Raw genomic sequence first — 24584 nt, 5'->3', positions numbered from 1 at the left:
CTGCCGTTGAGACGGCGGTCAGCGCCTCCATCTCGACCCCGGTCTGGCCCGAGGTCTTGACGGTCGCCTCGATCCGCACACCCGGTAGGTCCGGGTCCAACGTCAGTTCGATGGCGACCTTGGTGACGGGCAGCGGGTGGCAGAGCGGGATCAGATCGGGCGTTTTCTTTGCGCCCATGATCCCGGCCAGACGGGCGATGCCCAGAACGTCACCCTTTTTTGCGCGGCCTTCTGAAATGATATCAAAGGTTTCGCGGGCCATCTTGACGTGACCCTCGGCCACCGCCACGCGATCCGTGACCGCCTTGTCCGAGACATCGACCATATGGGCCTGACCTTGCGCATCGAAATGGGTCAGCGGCATCACATCACCCCAGGGACCAGAGGGTTGGCGAGCAGGTCGTGGGTGGCCGCCGCCACGTCCTCCTGACGCATCAGGCTTTCGCCGATCAGGAAACAGCGCGCGCCGTAGCGGGCGATATCGGCCAGATCGGCGGGCGTACTCAGCCCGCTTTCGCAGACGATAGTCCGATCCGCCGGAACCAGTTTCGACAGCCGTCGTGTGGTATCAAGAGAGGTCTCGAAGGTCTTGAGATTGCGGTTGTTTATCCCGATCAAGGGGCTTTTCAGATCGGTGGCGCGGGACAGTTCATCCTCGTCATGCACCTCGATCAGTACGTCCATACCCCAGTCGAAGGCGGTTTGTTCCAGCTCCGCCGCCTGCGCATCACTGACCGAGGCCATGATGATCAGGATACAATCCGCCCCCAGCGCGCGGGCCTCGACCACCTGATAGGGATCGTACATGAAATCCTTGCGCAGCGCGGGCAGTGATGTGGCGTCGCGCGCGGCGGTCAGGAACTCTTTTGCACCCTGAAAGCTGGGCGTATCGGTCAGAACCGACAGACAGGCCGCGCCGCCATCCTCATAGGCTTTGGCCAGCGCGGGCGGATCGAAATCGGCGCGGATCAGGCCCTTGGAGGGGCTGGCTTTCTTGACCTCGGCAATCAAGCCATAACCCGTGCGGGTAGCATTCTGCAGCGCCTCGGCGAAACCGCGCGGTTCTGAGGCGGCATTTGCCTCAGCCTCCAGCGTTTCCAAAGACTTACTGGCCTTATCGGCGGCCACCTCGTCCAGCTTGTAGGCTTTGATCCTGTCCAGAACGGTCTCGGTCATGCGGCTTCCTGTGTGATGCGGGCCAGGGCGGCGATCTTGTCTTTGGCTTTACCGCTGTCGATGCTCTCGGCGGCTTTGGCGACCCCTTCGCGCAGGTCGGTGGCGGCGTCGGCCACCACCAGCGCAGCGGCGGAGTTCAACAGCACCGCGTCGCGATAGGCCGACGGTGTGCCATCCAGCAAGGCGCGGAAGGCAACGGCGTTTTCCTCGGGCGTGCCGCCGAGGATGTCTTCGAACGGGTGTACCGGCAGACCGGCGTCCTCGGGGTGAATTTCAACCTCGCGCACGGTGCCATCCTCGACCGAGGCGACCCAGCTGACGCCGGTGATGGTCAGTTCATCGGTGCCGTCCGAGCCGTGGACCAGCCAGGCATGCTCGGCCCCCAGCAGGCCCAGCGTTTCCGCCATCGGGCGGATCAGATCGCGGCTGAACGCGCCGGTCAGTTGGCGTTTGACCCCGGCCGGGTTGGTCAGCGGGCCGAGAATGTTGAAGATCGTCCGTGTACCCAGTTCCTGCCGCGAGGGCATGACATGGGCAATCGCCGGGTGGTGCATCGGGGCCATCATGAAACCGATCCCGACCTCTTGCAGCGCCTTTTCAACGGTTTCCGGGCCGACCATCACCTCGATCCCCAATTGCCCCAACGCATCTGCCGCGCCGGATTTGGAGCTGAGGTTGCGGTTGCCGTGCTTGGCCACGGTCACTCCGGCACCGGCCACCACAAAGGCGGTCGCGGTCGATATGTTCAGCGTGCCCTTGCCGTCGCCCCCGGTACCCACGATATCCATCGCGCCTGCCGGGGCGCTGACCGCGTGACACTTGGCGCGCATCACGGCGGCAGCGGCGGCGTATTCATCCACCGTCTCGCCACGCGTGCGCATCGCCATCAGCAGCCCGCCGATCTGGCTGGGCGTGGCGGCACCGTCAAAGAGTATACCAAAGGCCTGTTCAGCCTCGGCACGGGTCAGGGGCCGGTCGGCCGCAGCACCGATCAGCGGTTTCAGAGCGTCGCTCATGCGGGGACTTTCATCTCGTTCAGGAAATTCTTGAGCAGGGCGTGACCATGCTCGGAGGCAATGGATTCGGGATGGAACTGCACGCCGTGGATCGGCAATTCCTTATGTTGCAGGCCCATGATGGTGCCGTCTTCCAGCTCGGCCGTGATCTCAAGACAGTCGGGCAGGGTCTCGCGTTCGACGATCAGCGAATGATACCGCGTTGCCTCGAACGGAGAGGGCAGACCGGCGAACAGCCCTTTGCCCGTGTGCTTCATGGTGCCCATCTTGCCATGCACGATCTCGTGGCAGCGTATGACATTGCCGCCAAAGGCCTGACCAATGGACTGATGGCCCAGACAGACCCCCATCAGTGGCGTCTTTGTCTCTGCCGCCGCCTCTGTCAGCGCCAGGCAGATACCGGCCTGATCGGGGGTGCAGGGGCCGGGGCTCAGCAGGATACCGGCGGGGTTCATCGCCATCGCCTCCTGCACGTCCAGCGCATCATTACGGCGCACGACCATTTCGGCGCCCAATTCACCCAGATAGTGGACGAGGTTGTAGGTAAACGAGTCATAGTTGTCGATCAGCAGCAGCATTTTGCACGTGTCTTGTGTTTGAGCATTTCGGACTGGCGAGGCAGCCCCGAGGCGCGGTATAATGTCGGGACATACATGCTCAGGCTTGTGCGGCAGCGTCAAGGGGACATCCGCCCCCGACCCGCGTGCAGGTGAGTGCCGCATCAGATGGTGACCGGGGCGTGTGAGGCAGAAAACAACGCGAGAGGCGAGAGTGCAATGGGCGGAGTATTAGGTGGGCTGATCACCGGGGCAGTCACTGTCCTGATCCTGAGCGTGGCCCTGTCCATGACCACGCCGCTGACGCGCAAGCCTCAGGTGACCACGGTTGCGCCGCTGGTGGCGACAGCGCCGGTGCTGGAAGGCACTGCAAACATGGACGGAGCCGGGTCCGAGGCGGATCTGGTCGAACTGCCCCCCAGCACGCCACAAAGCCCCGATGCGCAGGCGGACACGATTGCCGGTCTGGTCGTCACCGACCCGCAGGCCGATGCGGAACCCTTGACGGTATCCGCCCCCGCAGGGATCGAAGCACCTGATCAGGTCGAGGCGCCGTCGATCTCGGTCACGGCGGAAGCCCCCGCTGCGGCCCCGGTTCAGGCACCGACCCCGGCAGCCCCGCAGCAGGAGGATGGTCCGTCTGAGATTGCAGAAGCACCACCCGTGGCGATTCCCGAAACCGAAGATGTGGCGGTCTTGGACGAGGTTGAAGCACCGGAACAGCCCGCACCTGCGCCAAATCTTGCCGAACAGCCAGAGGCTCAGGAAGAGGATCAGCAGATCGCCTCGCTGCAGCCGGACCCGGACCAGCCACCCCTGATCGAATTGCCTCAGGCTGAAGCACCGCTGCAGGACAACCCCATCGCCGTTGAGGGCGAAGAGGACACCCAGCCGCGCAAACTGCCCCGTATCGCCGCGCTGCCGCAGATCGGGGGTGAGCAATCCGCGACCGCAACATCCGGTATCGGCAAACGCGTCGTGCCGCTGACTGAACGCGATGACGCCCCGACCACGCAGGCAGAGGCGGAACCGGTACCGGCGGGCAAACCGATCGAGGATTATGCCGCGACATTCGAAAACCCCGAAGCCAAGCCGCTGATGTCGATCATCCTGATTGATGACGAGGGTGCATACGGGGCCGAGGCACTCAAGGATTTCCCCTATCCGCTCAGCTTTGCGGTGCACCCGTCCGACCCGGAAGCGGCTGAGAAGATGGCCCGCCACCGTCAGGCGGGTTTCGAGGTTCTGGCCGTGGCCGACCTGCCCGCCGCCGCCAGCGCACAGGATGCCGAGGTGTCCTTGTCCGTCTGGCTGGACCAACTGCCCGAAACGGTGGGCATTCTTGAAGGCGTCGGCACTGGCATTCAGGGCAACCGCAAACTGGCTGATCAGGTGGCTGTCATCGCCGGGGACACCGGGCGCGGGCTGGTCACGCAAGGCAGGGGCCTCAACACCGTGCAAAAGTTGGCGGCCCGCAATGGCGTCCCCTCCAGCGTCGTGTTCCGCGATTTCGACGGCGCGCGGCAGGACCCCGCGGTGATGCGCCGCTTTCTGGACCAGGCCGCCTTCCGCGCCGGTCAGGACGGCGCAGTTGTGATGCTGGGCCGGTTGCGCCCCGAGACGATCTCGGCCCTGCTGCTGTGGGGGTTGGAGGACCGCGGAGGCCGGGTGGCAATGGCGCCGATTTCCGCTGTGATGATGAACGAGATTCAGTGAGGGGCTGTTAAATAAGGTGTCGGTTGAGGCAAGCCTATTGCCAAAAGTGGTGTAGAATCAAAAACCGTGCCCCATGTAGCCGGCTTTCACGATACGGGTACCCTCGCAGATTTTTTTGAGGATGCTGAAGTTTCAGAGAGTGTGCATGCGGACAAAACAGACTTTCGCCGCGCCTGAAATTTGTTGGGCGAGGCAAGGGACAGTCGGACATTCGCCGCGTTCGCAACATAGGCTCTAAATACAGCGGCTTTGTGCAATGAAGCCGACTTTGCAACGTGCAGCAAGCCGCCCACACTTGTCCTATCAAAGTCCGGGTACGGATGGCAGATCATCTCGCAGTTGTGTATTTGTGCTTCAAGCGACGCTGGGAGAAATTTTATTGTCTTTTGTAGAAAACCAACGTGCGACTCAGCACCAATTTTCATTACTCCACCAGAAGAAAGATCAGGTGATCTTAATTCATTACTCGTGCGAAAGTTTCTACGATTCCGAAGACGGACGCACGCCTAGAATAACTTCGATTGCATGTCGAAACTTTGGAAGTGGGCAGACACGCTCATTCTCAATCCACCAAGTCTCGGAACTTCCCAAGTTTGCAGGGAAGGATGCATGGGATATCTATGACGATATTGAGAAAGAACTCTTGGATCAGTTTTTCGACTATGTACGAGAGCATAATGCTCACGCGCTTTGGGTACACTGGAACATGCGAGACATTAACTATGGATTCCAGGCAATCGAACACCGATACAAAGTCTTGGGCGGCACGCCAGTAGAGGTTCCCGATGAAAGGAAGTATGATCTAGCGCGCATGTTTGTCGCTAGATACGGCAAACGTTACGCTGGGCACCCCCGCCTAGAAAGCATCATGAATATCAATAAAATAACCGACAAGGACTTTTTGTCTGGCAAAGATGAGGCATACGCTTTTAAGGATCGAAAATTTCTGGCCCTGCATCAAAGTACATTGAGGAAGGTCGACGTAATTTCAAGTTTGCTCGAAGCAGAAATCTCCGGACATTTGAAAACAAAGGCGAAATGGTGGGATGTTCACGGAGGGTCCACAAGACTTGTATGGGAAAAATTTGTTTGGACTCCCGGCGGGAGATTCTTGTCCGCGCTATTGATTTTCCTAGCGCTAATCGAATGGTGTTACCCAAATGCTAAGCATGAATTCGCGGCATGGCTCGGAAGTTTCGCAGAGAAAACCAACTGACATGATGCACTTCAGTCATTCGCCCTATCTACAGGATCTCCTTTGATAGCGAACGCGGCGGCGCATTGGATCGGCAGAGTCGGCAATAGGCTCAAACCAGTTAATGAGATGTTGCTAACAGCACACCTGCACACACAAGAACGGCAATACTTTCGCTAAGTGGTCTGCCCATCAGGCCAACCACCTTTTTACCCGTTCCCATTCCCCGTAAACCGCGCGGCATCGGCTGCCGCGCGGCGGATGGCGTTGGATTTGTGGACGGTTTCCATGAACTCGGCCTCGGGGTCGCTGTCATAGACAACGCCACCGCCCGCCTGAATATAAAGCTTGTGATCCTTCACGATGGCCGTGCGCAGGGCGATGCACATGTCCATGTCACCCCCGGCGCTGAAATAGCCGACGCCGCCCCCATAGACACCGCGTTTCTCGGGCTCCAACTCGTCGATGATCTCCATCGCGCGGACTTTGGGCGCGCCCGAGACGGTGCCTGCGGGCATTCCGGCAAAGAAGGCGTCCAGCGCGTCTTTGTCCTCGGCCAGTTCGCCCACCACGTTCGATACGATATGCATCACGTGGCTGTAGCGTTCGATGATGAACTCTTCGGTCGGGCGCACGGTGCTGATTTTGGCGACGCGGCCTGTGTCGTTGCGGCCCAGATCCAGCAGCATCAGGTGTTCGGCCAGTTCCTTTTTGTCGGCCAGCAGGTCCAACTCGTTGGCCTTGTCCTCCTCGGGCGTCGCGCCACGGGGGCGGGTGCCTGCGATGGGGCGGATCGTGACTTCGTTGCCGAAGACGCGCACAAGGATTTCGGGGCTGGCGCCCACGACCTGAAAGCCGCCGAAGTTGAAATAGAACATGAAGGGCGACGGGTTGGTGCGCCGCAGCGAGCGATACAGCGCAAAGGGCGGCTGCGGGAAATCCTGCGTCCAGCGCTGCGCCGGGACGACCTGAAAGATGTCGCCCGCGCGGATGTATTCCTTGGCCTTCTCGACCGCTTCCATATAGCCGGATTTGGTGAAATTCGACACCGGAGGGCCAACTTCGGCCGCCTCACCCAGATCGCGGGTCTCAGCCGGCATGGCGCGTTCCAGATCGCGCACGGCGTCCATCACACGTTCGGCGGCCTGCGCATAGGCGGCCTTGGCGGTCTGGCCTTCGCTGACCCATGCGGGCGAGACCACGGTGACCTCTCCCTTGACGCCGTCCAGCACGGCGATGACCGAAGGGCGCAGCATGATCGCGTCGGGCAGGCCCAGCGGGTCGGGGTTCACACCCGGCAGATGCTCGACCAGCCGGACCATGTCATAGCCCAGATAGCCGAAGAGACCGGCGGCGGATTGCGGCAGGTCGTCGGGCAAGGCGATGCGGCTTTCATCCAGCAGCGCGCGCAGATTGTCCATCGGGTTGCCGCCTTGCGCCTCAAACGCATCGGCGTCGAACCGGGCTGAGCGGTTCAGAGCCGAGCCTTCCCCGTGGCAGCGCCAGATCAGGTCCGGTTTCATGCCGACGATGGAATAGCGCCCGCGCACCTCGCCCCCGGTCACCGATTCCAGCATGAAGGCGTCTTTCTGCGCGCCTGTCAGCTTCAGCATCAGCGACACCGGTGTGTCCAGATCAGCGGCGAGGCGTGTGTAGACGACCTGATTTTCGCCCGCCTCATAGGCGCGCGCGAAGGCGTCGTATTCGGGTATCAGGGCCATATCGGTCTCGTTTTAATAGCTGGCCTGCACGGCGTTCAGCGCCTGCTGGTCCAGCACCGGGCGGGCCCGGGTCTGGGCGTCGCGCACATAGATGTCGAAGATGTTCTGGGCCAGCGCCTGATCCAGCTGCGCCGCCAATGCGTCCTGCATCTGGCGCTGCTCGTCGGTTTCCGCTGGTGGCAACTCCTCGTCCAGGCGCACGATCAAGGCGTTGCCGGTGCCGGGGATGACGCGCAGTTCGCCCGGTTCCATCTCAAAGACCTGAGTCATGAAGTCCGCAGGGACATCGTCCAGAAAGGCGGTGCGGGTCAGGGCGTTTTCGACGCGGAAGGGCAGGCCGGTGGCAGTGAAATCGCCATCGGTGGCCAGTTGGGTCAGGACAGAATTACCCTGTTCTTGCAGGGCTTTGGCGGTCTCTGTCTGCACCCAGGCCCCGGCCACGCGCGCGCGGGCGCTGTCCAGCGGTTCAGGGCGCGGTGGCAGGACGTCGTTCAGGCGCAGCGCAAAGATCGAGCCGTCTTCGAGGAAGGCGATTTCGGGGAAGTCGCCATCCTGCACGGCCTGCGCGGCGGTACGGAAGCCCTCATAGGCGGCGATGCCGTCCTCGCTCTGCCGGGTCCAGTCGAGCGTGCCCAGTTCCATCTCGGTATCGGCGGCCAGCTCTTCCAAGGTGGCGCCACCGGCCAGAAGGTCGTTGATATCCTCGGCCTGCGCCTCGATCTGGCGGCGGGCGCGGTCGGCGGCCAGTTCTTCGCGCAGCTCGGGCGCGGCCCCATCAAACGTGACCGTGTTGGCGGCCAGCGATCCGTTGATGCGGAACAGGGCGGGGCCGAAGGTCGAGGGCAGCGGGCCGACCACATCGTCGATCTCGGCGGCAAAGACACGTTCGGCGGCGTCGCCCAGATCTTCTTGGGTGACATCGCCCAGATCAACATCGCTCAACTCCAGCCCGCGATCCCGGACCAGCTGTTCGAAATTGGCGCCGCCGACCTCAAGCTGGGCCAGCGCCTCGGTGGCTGCGGCCTCGTCGGGGAAAACCAGACGTTCAACCAGACGGCGTTCGGGCTGCTGATACTGATCGGCGCGCTGGTCATAGAGACGACGCAGCGAATCCTCATCAACCTCGACCGACTCGAGCAGCATTTCGGGCGACAGCACCGCATAGGTCAGCTGCTTGGTGCGGGGCAGGGTGAACTGGTCGGCGTTTTCGTCATAATAGGCCTGCACCTGTGCATCGGTGGGCGCGGGGATCGGGGTTTTCAGCGCGTCGGGCGACAGGGTGGCGACGGTAAAGCTGCGGCGGGCCAGAACGTAGTTCGACAGCGTGTCGGTCAGGGTGCGGGGCATTTGCACGCCGCTCATCACCGCGCCCTGCACGATGGTGCGGGCGGATTCCTTGCGCAGGTCCGATTCGAATTGCGCATCGGTCAGACCGGCCTGCTCCAGTTGAAAGCGATAGGATTCGCGATCGAACGTGCCGTTGACGCCCTGAAAGGCGGGGATCTGCACGATCTCGTCCTGCAGGTTTTCGTCGCCGATCGAGATGCCCAGTTGCCCCACCTCATTGTCCAGCGCAGCCAGCGCGATCAGACGCGAAAGGGCCAGTTGGTCCAGCCCGAGGCTTTGTGCCTGCGACATCTGCATCGGTTGGCCAGTCTGCGCCTCGACCGCGCGGATTTCCCGCTGCAGTTCACGCACATAAGCCTGGACCGAGACATTCTCATCCCCCACCTGCGCCACGGTGCGCACGGTGCCGGACAGGCTGGTGGCGCCAAAGCCTGCAAGGCCCAGCATCAGAAGGCCCATGAGTATCCAGACAAAGGTCTTTGATAGGTTTTTCATGCCTGCGGCCATGGTGCCCTCTTGGTGTTATGGTGGCGGCGTCTGCCCCGTTGGTTGGGCCTTGAATACGACGCGCGCCGCCGGGGGGCAAGCTTAGAAGGCAAGCGCCTGCAAACGGTCGAACAGCTGCTCGATTCCAGTGCGGTCGAGATTGGCGAAGGCCACGCGCAATTGCCGTTTTCCGGCCGGGTCATGGTCGGGCATGAACATGGTGCCGGGCAGGGCGAGGATACCGGCCTTGGTCACCAGTTGCCGGGCCAGATCGTCCGACGCGATATCGAACGGGTGTTCCAGATAGGCGAAGTAAGCCCCCAACCCCAGCAGGCGCCAGCCCTTGGCGGTCAGGCGCGGCATGCCCTCAGCAATCGCGGCGCGGCGGTCGAGGATTTCGTCCCGTTCGCCCGCCACCCATTGCGACAGGTTCTGCATGCCCCAGAGCGCCGCGAACTGACCCAACTGGCCCGGGCAGATGGCGACCGTGTCGAGGAATTTCTCCATCTCGTTCAACAGCGCGGGGCTGGCGGCCACAGCGCCGACCCGGTGGCCGGTCAGGCGGTAGGTTTTGGAGAAGGAATAGAGGTGGATGAACGTGTCCTGCCAGCCCGGTTGCTGAAACAGATCATGCGGCGGGCCGCTGCGGCTGTCGAAATCGCGATAGGTTTCGTCGACGATCAGGTGGAGCCCGACCTCTTGCGCCAGATCATAAAAGGCGCGGACCAGCTCGGTGGGGTACTCGACGCCGCCGGGGTTGTTGGGGGTTACCAGTGCGATGGCGCGGGTTTTGTTGGTGATCAGCGCGCGAGCCTTGTCCGGGTCTGGCAGCAGATCATCGCTGGTGGGCAGATCGACGGCCGTGACACCCGCCATGTCCAGCCACATTTTATGATTGAAATACCATGGGGTTGGCAGGATGACCTCATCCCCCTGACCGGTGATCGCGGCGATGACGGCGGCGAAAGCCTGATTGCAGCCCGAGGTGATGGCGACCTGATCGGCAGAGACATCAGCCGCATAGTGATCACTGATCTGCGCGGCCAGTTCGGCACGCAGATTGTCATTCCCCAGAACAGGGCCATAAAGATGCGCGCTGTCATTCGCGACCGTGAAGTCTGCCATCGCCTGCCGCAGCGCCAATGGCGGCGGATCGACCGGGGCGGCCTGACTGACATTGATCAAAGGCCGGTCTGCCGGGAAGGTGACGCCGTCAAGCCACCGCCGCGCCTCCATCACCGGGGGCAGGAAGGTGGCATTGGTGCGGGTCTGGGTCATGGCAAGCCGGGATTTTTGCGAGGCTCCGCCTCGCGCTCCGAGGTATTTGGAAACAGAAGAAGCTGCGGGTCAGTCGGTGCCCCGATAGGGTTCGACATATTGCAGCGCCATGTCCCAGGGGAAGAAAATCCAGGTGTCCTGGCTGACTTCGGTGATGAAGGTGTCAACCATGGGACGGCCCTTGGGTTTGGCATAGACGGTGGCGAAATGCGCCTTTGGATACATTGCCCGCACCAGTTCCAGAGTTTTGCCGCTGTCGACCAGATCGTCGATGACCAGAATCCCCTCACCATCGCCCATGACGCCGGCATCGGGGGCTTTCAGCACCTCGGCCTCACCCCGTTCCTGATGATGGTAGGAGCGGACGCTGATTGTATCCACGGTGCGGATGTCCAGCTCGCGGCTAACGATCATTGCAGGCGCCATGCCGCCACGGGTGATGGCGACCACGGCGCGCCAAGCGCCCTCATCGGGGCCTTGCCCGTCCAGCCGCCAGGCCAGCGCGCGCGAGTCGCGGTGGATCTGGTCCCAGCTGATGTGAAAGCCTTTTTCGTGGGGCAGACGGTCCTTGGCGCTCATCTCACTTAGCCCTTTTCCACGTCCGGCGCGTCGACGGCTTTCATGCCGACGATGTGATAGCCCGAATCCACATGCAGGTTTTCGCCGGTCACGCCGCCGCTGAGATCAGACAGCAGATACAGTGCCGAATTGCCCACATCATCAATGGTCACGTTGCGGCGCAGGGGCGAGTTATATTCGTTCCACTTCATGATATAGCGGAAATCGCCGATACCGCTGGCGGCCAGCGTCTTGATCGGACCGGCCGAGATCGCGTTGACGCGGATGCCGTCCTTGCCCAAATCCTCGGCCAGGTATTTCACCGATGCCTCAAGCGCGGCCTTGGCGACGCCCATCACATTATAGTGTGGCATCACCTGCTCGGCACCGTAGTAGGTGAGCGTGATGGCGCTGCCGCCATCGGTCATCAGCTTTTCGGCGCGTTGCATCACGGCGGTGAAGGAATAGACTGACACATCCATCGTCAGCTTGAAATTGGCGCGGCTGGTATCGACGTAACGACCGCGCAGTTCATTCTTGTCGGAAAAGCCGATGGCGTGGACCACGAAATCCAGCTTGCCCCATTTTTCCTCAAGCGAGGCGAACAGGGCATCGATCGAGTCTTCGTCGCTGACATCGCAGGGCAGGACGATCTCGCTGCCCAATTGCGCCGCCAGTGGGTCGACGCGTTTCTTCAGCGCATCGCCCTGATAGGAAAAGGCAAGCTCGGCCCCGGCATCGGACAAGGCGCGGGCGATCCCCCATGCGATTGATTTATCATTGGCCAGTCCCATGATGAGGCCGCGTTTGCCGGCCATCAACTGATTTGACATGTTCGGTTCTCCGCCAGTCGTCGCTTTGTATTCGGATGGTTTATGCCATTGATTGCCCTGCATCAAGGCCATGCGCTCTTGCCCGCAGCGGGTTCTCGCCTTAGGGTCGGGGTCAATTGTTTCCAGGGGATGGAAATGAACGAGCGTACTGGCATCTTCGCCGGCACCGACCCGTTTGAAATAGCGCGGCGGTGGTTGAGTGAGGCTGAAAAAACCGAACCGAATGATCCCAACGCGATCGCCCTGGCGACCGTGGACGATGACGGAATGCCCAATACGCGTATGGTGCTGCTGAAAGACATCGAGCCTGACGCATTTGTGTTCTACACCAATTACCACAGCGCCAAGGCGGTGGAGCTGGACAGTGCCGGAAAAGCGGCCTTTGTCATGCATTGGAAATCTTTGCGGCGTCAAATCCGGGTTCGTGGTATAATCACCCGCGAGGATGGGCGTCAGGCAGACGAGTATTATGCGTCACGGTCGCTCAAAAGCCGCTTGGGGGCGTGGGCGTCGCGACAGTCGCAGCCATTGGAAAGCCGTACCGCGCTGATGGCCGAGGTGGCGAAACTGACGGCCAAGCTGGGCACCAACCCGCCGCGCCCTGATTTCTGGGGGGGGTACCGGCTGAAACCGACCGAGATTGAATTCTGGGCTGATGGGGCCTTTCGTCTGCACGACAGGTTCCAATGGCGTTGGAATCCCGCAAGCTCTGATTGGCACATACAAAGGCTGAATCCATGACACTCGCGTATCGTGAAATGCAACGGCCCAAAAATAAAGAACTTTTTCGGCTTGAATTTGTGTGCCAATCTCATAGAAACCAAACCCTTAACGACTTGTTGCTTTCGTGATGGGAAAACAGTGCCAGAAGATCTGAACAGCATGTACCGCGTCCATGGACACGTGAAATGGTTCGATCCCGCCAAGGGATACGGGTTTGTTGTCTCTGACGAAGGCGGTCCGGATATTCTGTTGCACGTCAACGTGTTGCGCAACTTCGGTCAAAGCTCGGTCGCGGACGGGGCCGGGATCGAGATCATGACCCACCGGACCGAACGCGGCGTGCAGGCGGTTGAGGTGATCAGCGTCGATCCCCCGGCGCGGGCCGAGTCGATGATGCTGGCCGATTTTGCCGAGCTTGATCCGAATGTCATTGCCGACGCCCCGCTGGAGGCCGCGCGGGTCAAATGGTTCGACAAGGGCAAGGGCTTTGGCTTTGCCAACGTGTTCGGCAGCAGCGAGGATGTGTTTTTGCATATCGAGGTTCTGCGCCGCTCGGGTCTGGCCGATCTGCAGCCGGGTGAAGCACTCGCCATGCGTGTGATCGACGGCAAGCGGGGCCGGATGGCCGCGCAGGTGCTGGCCTGGGAATCGGCCCTGAACGGATAGGCGAAATGGCAAGGTTCTCCGCGCTTCTGGTGATTCTCACTTTGACACTTGGCGGTGCTGTTGCTGCGGCAGAATGCCGACCGGATCGCGTGGACTTGCGCAACGATCAGGCACAGATCAAATTCAACATCGAACTGGCCCAAACCCAGCAAGAGCGTTCGCGCGGCCTGATGTTCCGGGAAGAGCTGCCGCGCCAATCCGGGATGCTGTTTGTCTTCGATCCCCCCCAACCGGTGGCGTTCTGGATGAAGAACACGCTGATCCCGCTGGACATGATCTTTGTCGACCGCGAAGGCACCGTCACCCGGGTGCATCAAGGCGCCATTCCCGGTGATCTGACCCCGATCGAGGGCGGAGATTCGGTGTATGCCGTGCTTGAGGTCAACGCCGGGCTGGCCGCGCGCTATGGCATCCGGCCGGGAACCCAGATGCGGCATGAAATTTTTTCGCAGGGTCCGGCGATTTGGCCCTGTTAGGGCTTTTCAAATCAGATCACCGCGTTTAGGAAGGCGCACGGTCCGGGGCGTGGCGCAGTCTGGTAGCGCACCTGTTTTGGGTACAGGGGGTCGTAGGTTCGAATCCTGCCGCCCCGACCACTTCCTTCACAACAAAGGCGTTCCGCCAAATCCGACATAAAGCTCGGAGAGATCGCGATTCAGCGCCTCACTCTCCACCGGGATTTTGACGGTTGATCCGTCCTTTTGCGGCACCAGAAAGAACATGTCCGCATCCACGCGATATCCCTGGTTGTTCTGCGTCGAACTCAGCCGCGTCACGATCTGCGGCAGATCCTGTGGTGAGCCGTCATAGTTGAGAATCAGAAACGCGCTGGCCTGTGGCGGCAAAAGCTTTCGGCATTCGAAACTGCCTTGATCGGTTTTCACATAGTCCTCGCCGGGCCCCGAGCAGTCGGTTTCAAAAGAAGAAAACAGTGTTTTGGGAAAGTTCGGGAATTGGGCGCTGCGTGCGGCGGGGGGCTGTTCTTGTGGTGCGCAGGACACGGTCAGGGCCAGGATCGCAAGCAGGCGCAGTTGGAGCATGTTCAAATCGCTTCCCGTTCAGGTCCGTTCGTCCTGACCGAGTATGGCATGACCTTTCGGGATGAGACGATGATTCTCTGACAGCGTCGTTAATCGTGCGGCAGTTCATCTATGGCCGGTAACTATGGCGACCAAAACGAGAATTCAATCTGAGCCCGCGCTCTGTCGATCTCACGCGGTTGTGAATGACTCTGTGGAGGAATCGCAGCCGCGCGAAATCCCGCTGATCCCGGGCATTGCGTCAACAGAAAAGATTTCAAAAATGGCCGAAAAAGGGCGTTGACCTACTATGGGTAGATACGTCAGATTGTATGAGCCGAATGAGTTGCCACTAAATCTGGTAGTCATAACCAGGGTTGGCAATAGGGCGAGGGTCGGAAAGCACTTTATTGTGACGTGCAACCGTTGGATCGGTTTTACGCTGTCTTTGGCAGCGCCCGATTTCCTTTTGCCTCGAATTTTGACGGCAGGGCGGGCGGCACCCCGCAGGACAAGTTTTGGTGCCACGAAGCGAACATTGGGCTGATTTTGGGGCTGCGGACATGAAGATTGACAGAAAATTCACCAAACCGGGGCAGGATGCCTATGCCGATCTCGACTTCGTGTCGGCGACCTCGGAAATCCGCAACCCGGATGGCACCATCGTGTTCCGTCTCGACAATATCGAGGTTCCCGCGCGGTGGAGCCAGGTGGCCAGCGATGTCATCGCCCAGAAATATTTTCGCAAGGCCGGTGTTCCGTCCAAGCTGAAGAAGGTCAAAGAGAAAGACGTTCCCGAATTCCTCTGGCGTTCGGTTCCTGCTGATGATGCGGAGTTTGATGGCGAAACCTCGTCCAAGCAGGTGTTCGACCGTCTGGCCGGTGCCTGGGCCTATTGGGGATGGAAGGGCGGCTATTTCTCGACCGAGGATGACGCGCGCGCCTATTTCGACGAGATGCGCTATATGCTGGCGACCCAGCGCGCCGCGCCGAACTCGCCTCAGTGGTTCAACACCGGTCTGCATTGGGCCTATGGGATCGATGGCCCGGCGCAGGGGCACCACTATGTCGACTATAAAACCGGCAAGTTGACCAAATCGAAATCCGCATATGAACATCCGCAGCCGCACGCGTGCTTCATCCAGTCCGTCGATGATGATCTGGTCAACGAAGGCGGCATCATGGATCTGTGGGTGCGCGAGGCGCGCCTGTTCAAATACGGCTCGGGCACCGGGACCAACTTCAGCCATCTGCGTGCAGAAGGCGAGGCGCTGTCGGGTGGCGGCAAGTCCTCGGGCCTGATGGGCTTTCTCAAGATCGGCGACCGCGCCGCTGGCGCGATCAAATCAGGCGGGACAACCCGTCGGGCAGCAAAGATGGTGATCGTCGATGCAGATCACCCGGACATCGAGCAATTCATCGAATGGAAGGTGATCGAAGAGCAGAAGGTGGCCTCGATCGTTGCCGGATCGAAGATGCACGAGAAGATGCTGAACGGCATTTTCGAGGCCATCCGCAGCTGGGACGGCGCGCAGGACGATGCGTATGATCCCAACAAGAATGACAGCCTGAAGAAAGCGGTGCGCGAAGCGAAAAAGGTCGCGATCCCCGAGACTTACATCAAGCGCGTGTTGGATTACGCCAAGCAGGGTCACGACAGCATCGAATTCCCGACCTACGATACAGATTGGGATTCGGAAGCCTACAGCTCGGTCTCGGGCCAGAACTCGAACAACTCGATCCGCGTCACCAACGCGTTCCTGACGGCGGTCGAGAAAGACGCTGATTGGGAGCTGATCAACCGCACCAACGGGCAAGTCGCCCGCACCGTCAAGGCCCGCGATCTGTGGGAGAAAGTCGGCCACGCCGCATGGGCCTGCGCCGATCCGGGCATCCAGTTCCACGACACCGTTAATGAATGGCACACATGCCCCGAAGATGGCGAGATTCGCGGCTCGAACCCGTGCTCGGAATATATGTTCCTTGATGACACCGCCTGTAACCTGGCGTCGATGAACCTGCTGACCTTCCTCAAGGATGGTGAGTTTCAGGCGGCGGACTACATGCATGCTGCGCGTCTGTGGACCCTGACGCTGGAAATCTCGGTGACCATGGCGCAGTTTCCGTCGAAGGAAATCGCCAAACTCTCCTATGATTTCCGTACCTTGGGTCTGGGCTATGCCAATATCGGCGGGTTGCTGATGAACATGGGCTACAGCTATGACTCGGATGAGGGGCGGGCGATCTGTGGCGCGCTGACTGCGATCATGACCGGTGTGGCTTATGCAACCTCGGCTGAGATTGCCGGTGAACTGGGCGCCTTCAAAGGCTATGAGCGCAATGCCGATCACATGCTGCGCGTCATCCGCAACCACCGTCGCGCGTCGCAAGGCGTGACCGACGGCTATGAGAAACTGGCGGTGAAGCCGGTGCCTCTGGACCACGGCAACTGCCCCGACAAGCGTCTGGTTGATCTGGCCATGTCGGCTTGGGACGAGGCGCTGAGCCTTGGCGAGAAAAACGGCTATCGCAACGCGCAGGCCACTGTGATCGCACCGACCGGCACCATCGGTCTGGTGATGGATTGCGACACCACCGGGATTGAGCCGGACTTTGCTCTGGTCAAGTTCAAGAAACTCGCGGGCGGCGGTTACTTCAAGATCATCAACCGCTCGGTACCGTCGGCGCTGGAGAAACTGGGTTATTCCTCGTCCCAGATCGAAGAGATCGTAAGCTACGCGGTCGGTCACGGTACCATCGGCAACGCACCGGGGATCAACCACACCTCGCTGACCGGCCATGGCTTTGGCCCCAATGAGCTGGCCAAGGTAGACGCCGCGCTGGAAAGCGCCTTCGACATCCGGTTTGTCTTCAACCAATGGACGCTGGGCGAGGATTTCTGCACCGGCGTTCTGGGCATCCCGGCGACCAAGCTGAACGACCCGACCTTCGACCTGCTGCGCCATCTGGGTTTCACCCGCGCGGATATCGAGGCGGCGAACGATCACGTCTGCGGAACCATGACGCTGGAAGGCGCGCCGCATCTGAAGGAAGAGCACTATTCGATCTTCGACTGCGCCAACCCGTGCGGCAAGAAAGGCAAGCGTTTCCTCGGGGTTGATAGCCACATCACCATGATGGCGGCGGCGCAAAGCTTCATCTCGGGCGCGATCAGCAAAACGATCAACATGCCGAATGATGCAACCATCGAGGATTGCCAGAAGGCCTATGAACTCAGCTGGTCGCTGGGGGTGAAGGCCAACGCGCTCTACCGTGACGGCTCGAAACTGTCGCAACCGCTGGCAGCGGCGCTGGTCGAGGATGACGACGAGGCGGCGGAAGTGCTGGAAAGCGGATCGGCGCAGGAGAAGGCCGTCGTTCTGGCCGAGAAGGTGATCGAGAAGGTTGTGGTCAAGGAAATGATCCGCAGCCATCGCGAGAAACTGCCGCATCGCCGCAAGGGCTATACCCAGAAGGCAATCGTGGGCGGCCACAAGGTCTATCTGCGCACCGGTGAGTTCGAAGACGGCAAGCTGGGCGAGATCTTCATCGACATGCACAAGGAAGGCGCTGGCTTCCGGGCGATGATGAACAACTTTGCCATCGCGGTATCCGTCGGCCTGCAATATGGCGTGCCGTTGGAGGAGTTCGTGGACGCCTTCACCTTCACCAAGTTCGAACCGGCGGGGATGGTGCAGGGCAACGACTCGATCAAGAACGCGACCTCGATCCTGGATTACATCTTCCGCGAACTGGCCGTCAGCTATCTGGATCGCACCGATCTGGCCCATGTGAAACCCGAAGGTGCAACCTTCGACGATCTGGGCCGGGGTGAAGAGGACGGTCTGTCCAACGTCTCGGAAATCAGTGAAACTGCGGCGACCAAGTCCTTGGAAGTGCTGAAACAAATCAGCTCGACCGGGTATCTGCGCAAGCGCCTGCCGCAGGATCTGATGGTGTTCAATGGCGGTCAGGGTGATGTGACCGGCATGGCGGAACCGGCAGCCTCGTTCGAAGCACCTGCGGATACGGCGGTCGCAACCGGCATGGATGCCCGCACCAAGGCCAAGATGCAGGGCTACGAGGGCGACCCGTGCGGCGAATGCGGAAACTACACGCTGGTGCGGAACGGCACCTGCATGAAATGCAACACCTGCGGCGCGACCAGCGGGTGTAGCTGAGAAATTGAGGGTTGGGGATCAGTGCTGCAACACCGATCCCCGGCTTTTCCCCCACTTAATAAGCGTGGGCGGGGGAATAACCAATTCGGCCTCATTAGGTCGATACGAAAGGAGGAAAGCACGGTCGAAACCGGTGATCAACAACGCGCTTACTTACGCACAGAGTCACACACAGGAATCTGCTCATTCTGTGCATAACTTCGAAAGGAGACAGCTGTGGGAAGAAAAAACATCACAGTAGCTCGTGAAACCGACACTGGACTGAATACGCATTTCAATGTGCCTGGTCAGGGGGAGATCACGCGAGGCCGATTGGCTGACCAGATCGAAGCCGGTCGGCACGATGGGTATCATGTTCGCCGCGTTGATGGTCGCAGGATTATTGCTTCAAACCCTGACGGGTCGGAAAGCAATAATCTCGGCTAACGAACAGCGCCCCGGCAACCCGGGGTGTAGGGGTCGGAAGCTGCCAAGTAACCGGCCCCGACGAATACGGGGAAAGGGTCTGAGACTTACCTGAAGACCTTTCTCCATACGGCCGACATGCCCGTGTCGGTCGGCTACAGGGTGGGGCGGAATATTTGCTCCCTCCCACTCTCTCACGGGGCGGGTGCGCTCGCCCCATGCGCAGTCCAGGCCGCAGGCAAAAAAACACCGGGCGGTCAACGACATGAGCCTGGAAGGCGAAACTTTAAGGGGGCTTCGGCCCCCTTTTTTTTCGCCGACCCGCCCGTATGCACCTGTATCGGCGCCGTTCTGCCGGATTGTCCGGCCCGCATCGGGCATGAACCGCCGAAACGCGGTGGCGGGGTTTTACCCGGCGGGGCTTTGCGGATGCGACTCGGGCAAACACGCAAAGATTGGCGCGAATTTGTGAATATCTCGTAAAACGGGTGACGCAGTGGCTGCTCAGAGTGATGTTGATGCCTGTCCGGACACAGACACACAAAAAACTCACTCAGGAGGCACTGTTATGAAACCAAAAAATCTGGCCGTTGTGACCGCATTTACCCTTGGTCTGCCGACACTGGCCCTGGCGCAATCCGGCGCCGACACCGATGGCGACGGGGTTCTGACCTTCGAAGAGGTTCAGGCCGCGTTGCCCGAGGTTGATACCGATACCTTCTCGGCCATGGACGCAAACGGGGATGGCGTTCTGGACACTGATGAGGTTGCCATCGCGCAAGAAGCCGGATTGCTGCCCCCCAGCAACGGCTGATCCAAGCGCAGGCGGCCCCACGCGGGGCCGCCTGTTTTTCAATGGGTTACGCAGGCAAGTGAATGTTGAACTTCGCCCGCAATTCCGCGTCCAGCAGCGGATCGAACCGGGCCGGTGACCGCTCTGACAGGATCGCATCCTTGCGCGCGATGGCCTTTTCGATCAGATCGGGCTTGTCTAGCTCTGCCCATTCCTTGGGCGAGGTCCGGTCGCCGAGATTCGGATAGACATAATCCGCCTGCATCCGGCTGAGCGTCGCGTCGGTGCCGAGATAGTGACCGGGTCCGCCCATGCAAACCTCGGCCATTTGATCCAGCGCCAGCGCCTCATCCGTTACCTCGATCCCGCGCACGCAGCGCAGGGCCTGACCGATCAGGTCATCGCCCAGGATCAGGCTTTCCAGACAGAACCCCAGAAGCGAGGCATGCATGCCTGCAGATTCGTAGATCATGTTCGCGCCGGATAGGCCGGTCATGACGGCGGAACACATCTGCTCCCATCCCGCCTGCATGTCGGGCAGTTTCGAATCCGATGCGCCTGCGGCGGTGCCGCCGGGCAGGTCGTAGAACCGGTGCATCTGGGCGCAACCGGCGCTCAGCAACGCCTGCTCGCCCGAGCCCACGGACATCGCCCCGGTGCGCAGGTCCAGACCAAAGGGCCAAGTGCCAAAAATCGCCGGTGCTCCGGGGCTTACGGCGTTTACGTAAACCAGACCGGCCAGGCATTCGGCGGTGGCCTGAGTGATTGCTCCGGCAACCGTCGAGGGTGCCGTGGCTCCGGCCATACCCGCCGACAGCAGCAGCACCGGCATGCCGGCCTTGATGCATTCCTCCATCACTTCGCAGCTTTCGGTGGCGAATTTCAGCGGCGGCACGACAAAACAGTTCGAGTTCGACACGAAAGGCCGCTCGCGCCATTTATCCTCGCCACCGGCGATCATGTGCAGCATCTCGATCGCCGGGGCGACATAGCTGGGATCGGTGAAGGAGGTTCCGACATGCTTGTAAGTCCCGGAACAGCAAGCGTAAATCGTGTTCAGGTCCATTTCCAGATTGTCGGTGATATCGCGGCAAACCATCGGGCGCTGCACAAAGTGGATATTGTCCAGCTGCTGGCAGATGCGCGATGCGTCATGCAGGTCCTGCACGGTTGAATCCCGGTATTCCCGGCCATGCACATCGACCACACTGACCGCAGCGCCTGCGGTGCCGTAATGTACGCGGGGCCCCGACAGGTCCAGATCGGTTTTGCCATCGCGGCTATAGAGCGTCACTGACCGGTTCGCCTTGGCCAGCGTGTCCTCGACCAGTGCGCGAGGAAAGCGGATGCGGCCATCGTCCCCCAGCGTGCAACCCGCCGCGACCAGATAGTCGATACCGCTTTGTGGTGCGTCGGCAAGGCCGATGGTTTCCAGCGCGGTCAGGGCGGCGGTGTGGATACGCTGAACATCCTGCGGGCTGAGCGGGTTATAGCTGCTGCTTTCCATGCCGGGGCGCACGGGGCGCAGATGGTCGGGCAGGGCCGAGGCACGGGCAGCACGACGCGCGGCGCGACCGCCACTGCGCGGTGAGTTACGGGATTGATCGTTCATAGTTTAGGTCCGATGCGTGAACAGAAAGTAAAAGTCAGGCGGAATCAGCCTGCACAGGGCCGCCCCCGCGCGGCACGTCCCCGGTCGGCGCCGATCGTGCGGCTGACCAGGGAAATCTTCCAGTTCTCGTTTTGCATTAAACCCCTCATGCGGTTTGGCATATGTTAGCGTCTGTGGGCCGACATGATCTGTCCTGTTTGCGACCTGCCTTCTAATTATGGTTCCGGGGCCACAATCGGCCAGAGCGGTGTTGTAAAAAGACGCCGCAAGATTCCGTGAGCAAATGTTTTTTCCCGTTAGGATAGAAATCTGTTAATCTGTTCTTAGGTATTTGACGATCAGACTTTGGGTATGCCGCAAAACCGGCCCGACCTGTCACTATACGAGGCAATTGAACCGCAACCGCCGCATGTTCCGGAGGACCCGCTTGAAACCGATCAAGGCCATATTCTCTGCCATCCTGCTGGCAAGTGCCGCCCCGGCGCTGGCCGAGGATTGGACAGGTGCCTATGCCGGGTTCAGCTTTGGCTATGCGGATGCCGATGGCCCAAACGGCAGCAGCGGCAATGACGTCAGCTTTGGCCCTCATATCGGATATGACTATGATTTCGGCAATTTCGTGCTGGGTGGTGAGCTGGAATATAACAGCCTGAGCCTGGATCTCGGCCAGTCAGAGGGGTCTCTGGACAGCATGTCCCGGCTGAAACTGCGCGGCGGGTATGATTTCGGTTCGGCGCTTGGTTACGTGGTCGTGGGCGCAGCGCGGGCCGATACATCGGCTGACAGCGACACGGCGGCGGTTTACGGAATCGGCGTGGCCTATCCGATCAACGACAGGTTCGTCATCAGTGGTGAGGCGCTGCGGCAGGACTTCGACAATGTAACCCGGTCGAATGGCGGGCTGGATACGAGCGTGTTCAACCTGCGTACTACTTTCCGGTTCTGACGGATCAGGCCGCCCCTCTGTCCCGCGACAGCTGCGCCGCAAAATCACTTAAGATCTGCAACGATGTGGCGAGCCGTTCGTCATCCACCGTCATGGCAACCCGGATGTGACCCGCCGCTGACGCGCCAAAGCTCTCCCCGGGCATGACCGCGATGGAATGCGCGTCCAGCAAGGCATTGGCGAACTCCACCCCGCTGAGGCCGGTGGCACGGATATCCAGCATCAGATACATCGCCCCCTGCGCCGGGATCAGCCCGATTGTGTTCTGCCGCGCCAGCAATTGCATCGCCATTTCGCGGCGGCGGCGGAAGGGGGCGGCGACCTCATCCTCTAACGCCTGACCAGCGCTGAGCGCATAGCTTGCGGCATCCTGAATGAAACCGGGTACGCCGTAATTTGTATGGGTGGCCAGGGTGATGAGGTGGTCGATCACTTCTTCGGGTCCAATGATCCAGCCACAGCGCGATCCGGTCATCGCATGGGATTTCGACATCGACCCCACGACCAGCGTCCGTTCAGCCATGCCGGGCAGGGCGCGGGGCGACAGGTGGATGCCCTCCCAGACCTGCGAATCGTAAACCTCGTCCGAGATCAGCCACAGGTCGCGGCGGTGGCACAGATCGGCAATGGCGCTTAGGGTTTCAGCGGAATAAACCACTCCGGTCGGGTTGTTCGGGGTGTTGATCAGCAGGGACACGGCCCCATCGGCTTGCGCCTCTATCAGGTCGGCGCGGGGCTGAAAGGCATCCTCGGCGCGGGTCTCAACCGCTTTGGCCACTGCCCCGGCAGCGCGAATCGTGCCGGGATAGGTGGCGTAATAGGGCTCCAGAAAAAGACCAACGTCGCCCGGAGCGCACAGGGCGACATGGGCGGCAAACAGCGCCGCCTGACCGCCCGGGGTGATCAGCACATTGTGGCGCGTGGTCTTGACCCCGGTGCGCCATTGCACCCGCGCGGCCACCGTATCGCGCAGTAGATCGGTGCCGGGGATCATGGCATAGCCGGTGTGACCGCCCGTGGCCGAGGCATACATCTGCTCCAGAATGTCGGGGCTGGTGGGAATGTCATGTTCGCCGATGGTCAGCTCGGTCACCGCATGCCCTTCGGCAATCATCTGCCGGGCGCGGTAGAACACGTCCCACCCATCGGTGCCGCCCTCGGTCAAATGGGTGATGCGATGTGACAGCTTCATGACAAACCCCAATGCAGTGCGATTGCGCCGACTTGGGCAGAGCGGGGGAGATTTGTCAATTCACCGTCACCACGGCCCAAGGGGCTTGGCGGATAGCGGTCTTCGTGCTAGGCAACTGGACATGAACCGTACGACCTGCATCATTATTTGCTGCATTCCCTGCTGATTACGCAAGCGGGCCGGTTTCTTTCGTTTTCATCCCTGAGACAAGTTGCTAAGCCCGCGCCAACGCGCAAGCCTAGGAGCATGACCTGATGACGACGATCAAACTGCACAACACGCGGACGCGGACGAAAGAGGATTTCGTGCCGATCGACCCTGATAATGTGCGGATGTATGTCTGTGGCCCCACGGTCTATGACCGGGCCCATCTGGGCAATGCGCGGCCTGTTGTGGTGTTCGACGTGCTCTACCGGCTGCTGCGGCATGTCTATGGGGCGGAACACGTCACCTATGTGCGCAATTTCACCGATGTGGATGACAAGATCAACGCGACTGCTCTGGCGCGCAAGAAAGCCGGGGCCGAGGGGACGTTGGAGCAGCTGGTCCAGCAACGCTCGGACGAGACCATCGGCTGGTATCTGCACGATATGGGAGCCTTGGGCGCGATGCAGCCCGACCAGATGCCACGCGCGACCGAGTATATCGACCAAATGATCGCGATGATCGAGACGCTCATCGAGAAAGGTTTTGCATATACGTCGAGAGAGGCATCAAATAATCCACCTCAAGAGTTTGTAATCGCTGATCGGGAAGCAATTTATTCAGAGGCTGCGCACGCGCTTTTTGAAGTTCAAAAGTATGATGATTATGGCAAGCTCTCGGGTCGTTCTATTGATGACATGATCGCCGGAGCGCGGGTCGAGATTGCGCCCTACAAGAAGAACCCGATGGATTTTGTGTTGTGGAAGCCCTCGACCGATGATCTGCCGGGATGGGACAGTCCTTGGGGTCGCGGGCGTCCGGGCTGGCATATCGAATGCTCGGCCATGAGCTATGAACTGCTGGGTGAGAGTTTCGATATTCACGGCGGCGGCAATGACCTGATGTTCCCGCATCATGAGAATGAGATCGCGCAGAGCTGCTGCGCCCATCCCGAAGGGGAGTTTGCGCGGTTCTGGTTGCATAACGAGATGCTGCAGGTCGAGGGCAAGAAGATGTCCA

General features: G+C 60.5%; 21 protein-coding genes and 1 tRNA gene. 10 read left to right on the top strand and 12 right to left on the bottom strand.

The annotated features are described in order from the left end of the window. The 4 genes from moaC to MPJ51_RS01390 form a co-directional block, all read right to left on the bottom strand. Positions 1-364: cyclic pyranopterin monophosphate synthase MoaC (gene moaC / locus MPJ51_RS01405; protein ID WP_298381195.1), on the bottom strand; the 364-nt coding region annotated here is incomplete at its 3' end. Then, a complete protein-coding gene (trpC, locus tag MPJ51_RS01400; protein ID WP_298381194.1) occupies positions 364-1176 on the bottom strand; it encodes an indole-3-glycerol phosphate synthase TrpC in 813 nt (270 codons plus the stop codon). The genes moaC and trpC, both read right to left, overlap by 1 nt. Beyond that, positions 1173-2192: an anthranilate phosphoribosyltransferase gene (gene trpD / locus MPJ51_RS01395; RefSeq protein ID WP_298381193.1), complete on the bottom strand. Its 1020-nt coding sequence runs from the start codon at positions 2190-2192 to the stop codon at positions 1173-1175. The genes trpC and trpD overlap by 4 nt, the downstream gene beginning before the upstream one ends. Continuing rightward, on the bottom strand, positions 2189-2770 hold the full coding sequence (locus MPJ51_RS01390; RefSeq protein ID WP_298381192.1) for an aminodeoxychorismate/anthranilate synthase component II: 582 nt from the start codon (positions 2768-2770) through the stop codon (positions 2189-2191). The genes trpD and MPJ51_RS01390 overlap by 4 nt, the downstream gene beginning before the upstream one ends. A 198-nt stretch (positions 2771-2968) precedes the next feature. Here MPJ51_RS01390 and MPJ51_RS01385 point away from each other — a divergent pair, with 198 nt between their 5' ends. Together MPJ51_RS01385 and MPJ51_RS01380 are read left to right on the top strand one after the other, a co-directional pair. Then, positions 2969-4465, top strand: a complete 1497-nt coding sequence (locus MPJ51_RS01385) for a polysaccharide deacteylase family 2 protein (protein ID WP_298381191.1) — start codon at positions 2969-2971, stop codon at positions 4463-4465. 256 nt (positions 4466-4721) lie between these two features. Beyond that, complete coding sequence (locus MPJ51_RS01380; RefSeq protein ID WP_298381190.1) at positions 4722-5681, top strand: hypothetical protein; 960 nt, start codon at positions 4722-4724, stop codon at positions 5679-5681. Positions 5682-5869: 188 nt separating this feature from the next. Here MPJ51_RS01380 and trpE read toward each other — a convergent pair whose 3' ends face one another. From trpE to fabI, 5 genes are all read right to left on the bottom strand, one after another. Then, positions 5870-7381, bottom strand: a complete 1512-nt coding sequence (trpE, locus tag MPJ51_RS01375; protein WP_298381189.1) for an anthranilate synthase component I — start codon at positions 7379-7381, stop codon at positions 5870-5872. A gap of 12 nt (positions 7382-7393) precedes the next feature. Beyond that, positions 7394-9235, bottom strand: a complete 1842-nt coding sequence (locus tag MPJ51_RS01370) for a peptidyl-prolyl cis-trans isomerase (protein ID WP_298381188.1) — start codon at positions 9233-9235, stop codon at positions 7394-7396. Between the two features lie 81 nt (positions 9236-9316). After that, entirely contained in the window at positions 9317-10492 is a 1176-nt protein-coding gene (locus tag MPJ51_RS01365; RefSeq protein WP_298381187.1) for an aminotransferase, read from the bottom strand. 69 nt (positions 10493-10561) lie between these two features. Then, positions 10562-11071: a xanthine phosphoribosyltransferase gene (gene gpt / locus MPJ51_RS01360; RefSeq protein ID WP_298381186.1), complete on the bottom strand. Its 510-nt coding sequence runs from the start codon at positions 11069-11071 to the stop codon at positions 10562-10564. Between the two features lie 5 nt (positions 11072-11076). Continuing rightward, positions 11077-11883 (bottom strand): enoyl-ACP reductase FabI, encoded by an 807-nt coding sequence (gene fabI, locus MPJ51_RS01355; protein ID WP_298381185.1) that lies wholly within the window; start codon positions 11881-11883, stop codon positions 11077-11079. A 135-nt stretch (positions 11884-12018) separates the two neighbouring features. Between fabI and pdxH the strand changes: the two genes are divergently transcribed. The 4 genes from pdxH to MPJ51_RS01335 all read left to right on the top strand — a co-directional run bounded on the left by pdxH (position 12019) and on the right by MPJ51_RS01335 (position 13868). Next, a complete protein-coding gene (pdxH, locus tag MPJ51_RS01350) occupies positions 12019-12624 on the top strand; it encodes a pyridoxamine 5'-phosphate oxidase (protein ID WP_298381198.1) in 606 nt (201 codons plus the stop codon). Between the two features lie 120 nt (positions 12625-12744). After that, a complete protein-coding gene (locus MPJ51_RS01345) occupies positions 12745-13272 on the top strand; it encodes a cold shock domain-containing protein (RefSeq protein ID WP_298381184.1) in 528 nt (175 codons plus the stop codon). A 5-nt stretch (positions 13273-13277) separates the two neighbouring features. Beyond that, on the top strand, positions 13278-13748 hold the full coding sequence (locus MPJ51_RS01340; RefSeq protein ID WP_298381183.1) for a DUF192 domain-containing protein: 471 nt from the start codon (positions 13278-13280) through the stop codon (positions 13746-13748). Between the two features lie 43 nt (positions 13749-13791). Beyond that, positions 13792-13868 (top strand) — tRNA-Pro (locus MPJ51_RS01335). Between the two features lie 6 nt (positions 13869-13874). On the opposite strand, the gene MPJ51_RS01330 is transcribed toward MPJ51_RS01335, so the two are convergent. Continuing rightward, complete coding sequence (locus MPJ51_RS01330; protein WP_298381182.1) at positions 13875-14312, bottom strand: hypothetical protein; 438 nt, start codon at positions 14310-14312, stop codon at positions 13875-13877. 542 nt (positions 14313-14854) lie between these two features. Between MPJ51_RS01330 and MPJ51_RS01325 the strand changes: the two genes are divergently transcribed. Together MPJ51_RS01325 and MPJ51_RS01320 are read left to right on the top strand one after the other, a co-directional pair. Then, positions 14855-18472 carry a vitamin B12-dependent ribonucleotide reductase gene (locus MPJ51_RS01325; RefSeq protein ID WP_298381181.1) on the top strand — a complete coding sequence of 1206 codons (3618 nt, stop codon included), beginning with the start codon at positions 14855-14857 and terminating at the stop codon, positions 18470-18472. Positions 18473-19445: 973 nt separating this feature from the next. Beyond that, positions 19446-19691 (top strand): EF-hand domain-containing protein, encoded by a 246-nt coding sequence (locus MPJ51_RS01320; RefSeq protein ID WP_298381180.1) that lies wholly within the window; start codon positions 19446-19448, stop codon positions 19689-19691. 46 nt (positions 19692-19737) lie between these two features. On the opposite strand, the gene MPJ51_RS01315 is transcribed toward MPJ51_RS01320, so the two are convergent. Then, positions 19738-21282 carry a trimethylamine methyltransferase family protein gene (locus MPJ51_RS01315; RefSeq protein WP_298381179.1) on the bottom strand — a complete coding sequence of 515 codons (1545 nt, stop codon included), beginning with the start codon at positions 21280-21282 and terminating at the stop codon, positions 19738-19740. 427 nt (positions 21283-21709) lie between these two features. Here MPJ51_RS01315 and MPJ51_RS01310 point away from each other — a divergent pair, with 427 nt between their 5' ends. After that, positions 21710-22228, top strand: a complete 519-nt coding sequence (locus MPJ51_RS01310; RefSeq protein WP_298381178.1) for an outer membrane beta-barrel protein — start codon at positions 21710-21712, stop codon at positions 22226-22228. A 4-nt stretch (positions 22229-22232) separates the two neighbouring features. On the opposite strand, the gene MPJ51_RS01305 is transcribed toward MPJ51_RS01310, so the two are convergent. After that, complete coding sequence (locus MPJ51_RS01305) at positions 22233-23420, bottom strand: pyridoxal phosphate-dependent aminotransferase (protein WP_298381177.1); 1188 nt, start codon at positions 23418-23420, stop codon at positions 22233-22235. A 254-nt stretch (positions 23421-23674) separates the two neighbouring features. Here MPJ51_RS01305 and MPJ51_RS01300 point away from each other — a divergent pair. Further along, positions 23675-24584, top strand: a 910-nt coding sequence (locus MPJ51_RS01300) for a cysteine--tRNA ligase (RefSeq protein ID WP_298381176.1), incomplete at its 3' end; no start/stop codon positions are given.

The organism is Ruegeria sp., from assembly GCF_028066395.1.
Taxonomy (GTDB): Bacteria; Pseudomonadota; Alphaproteobacteria; order Rhodobacterales; family Rhodobacteraceae; genus Ruegeria.
The sequence above is the reverse complement of the archived record's forward strand: the minus strand, read 5'-3'. Positions and strand labels throughout refer to the sequence as shown.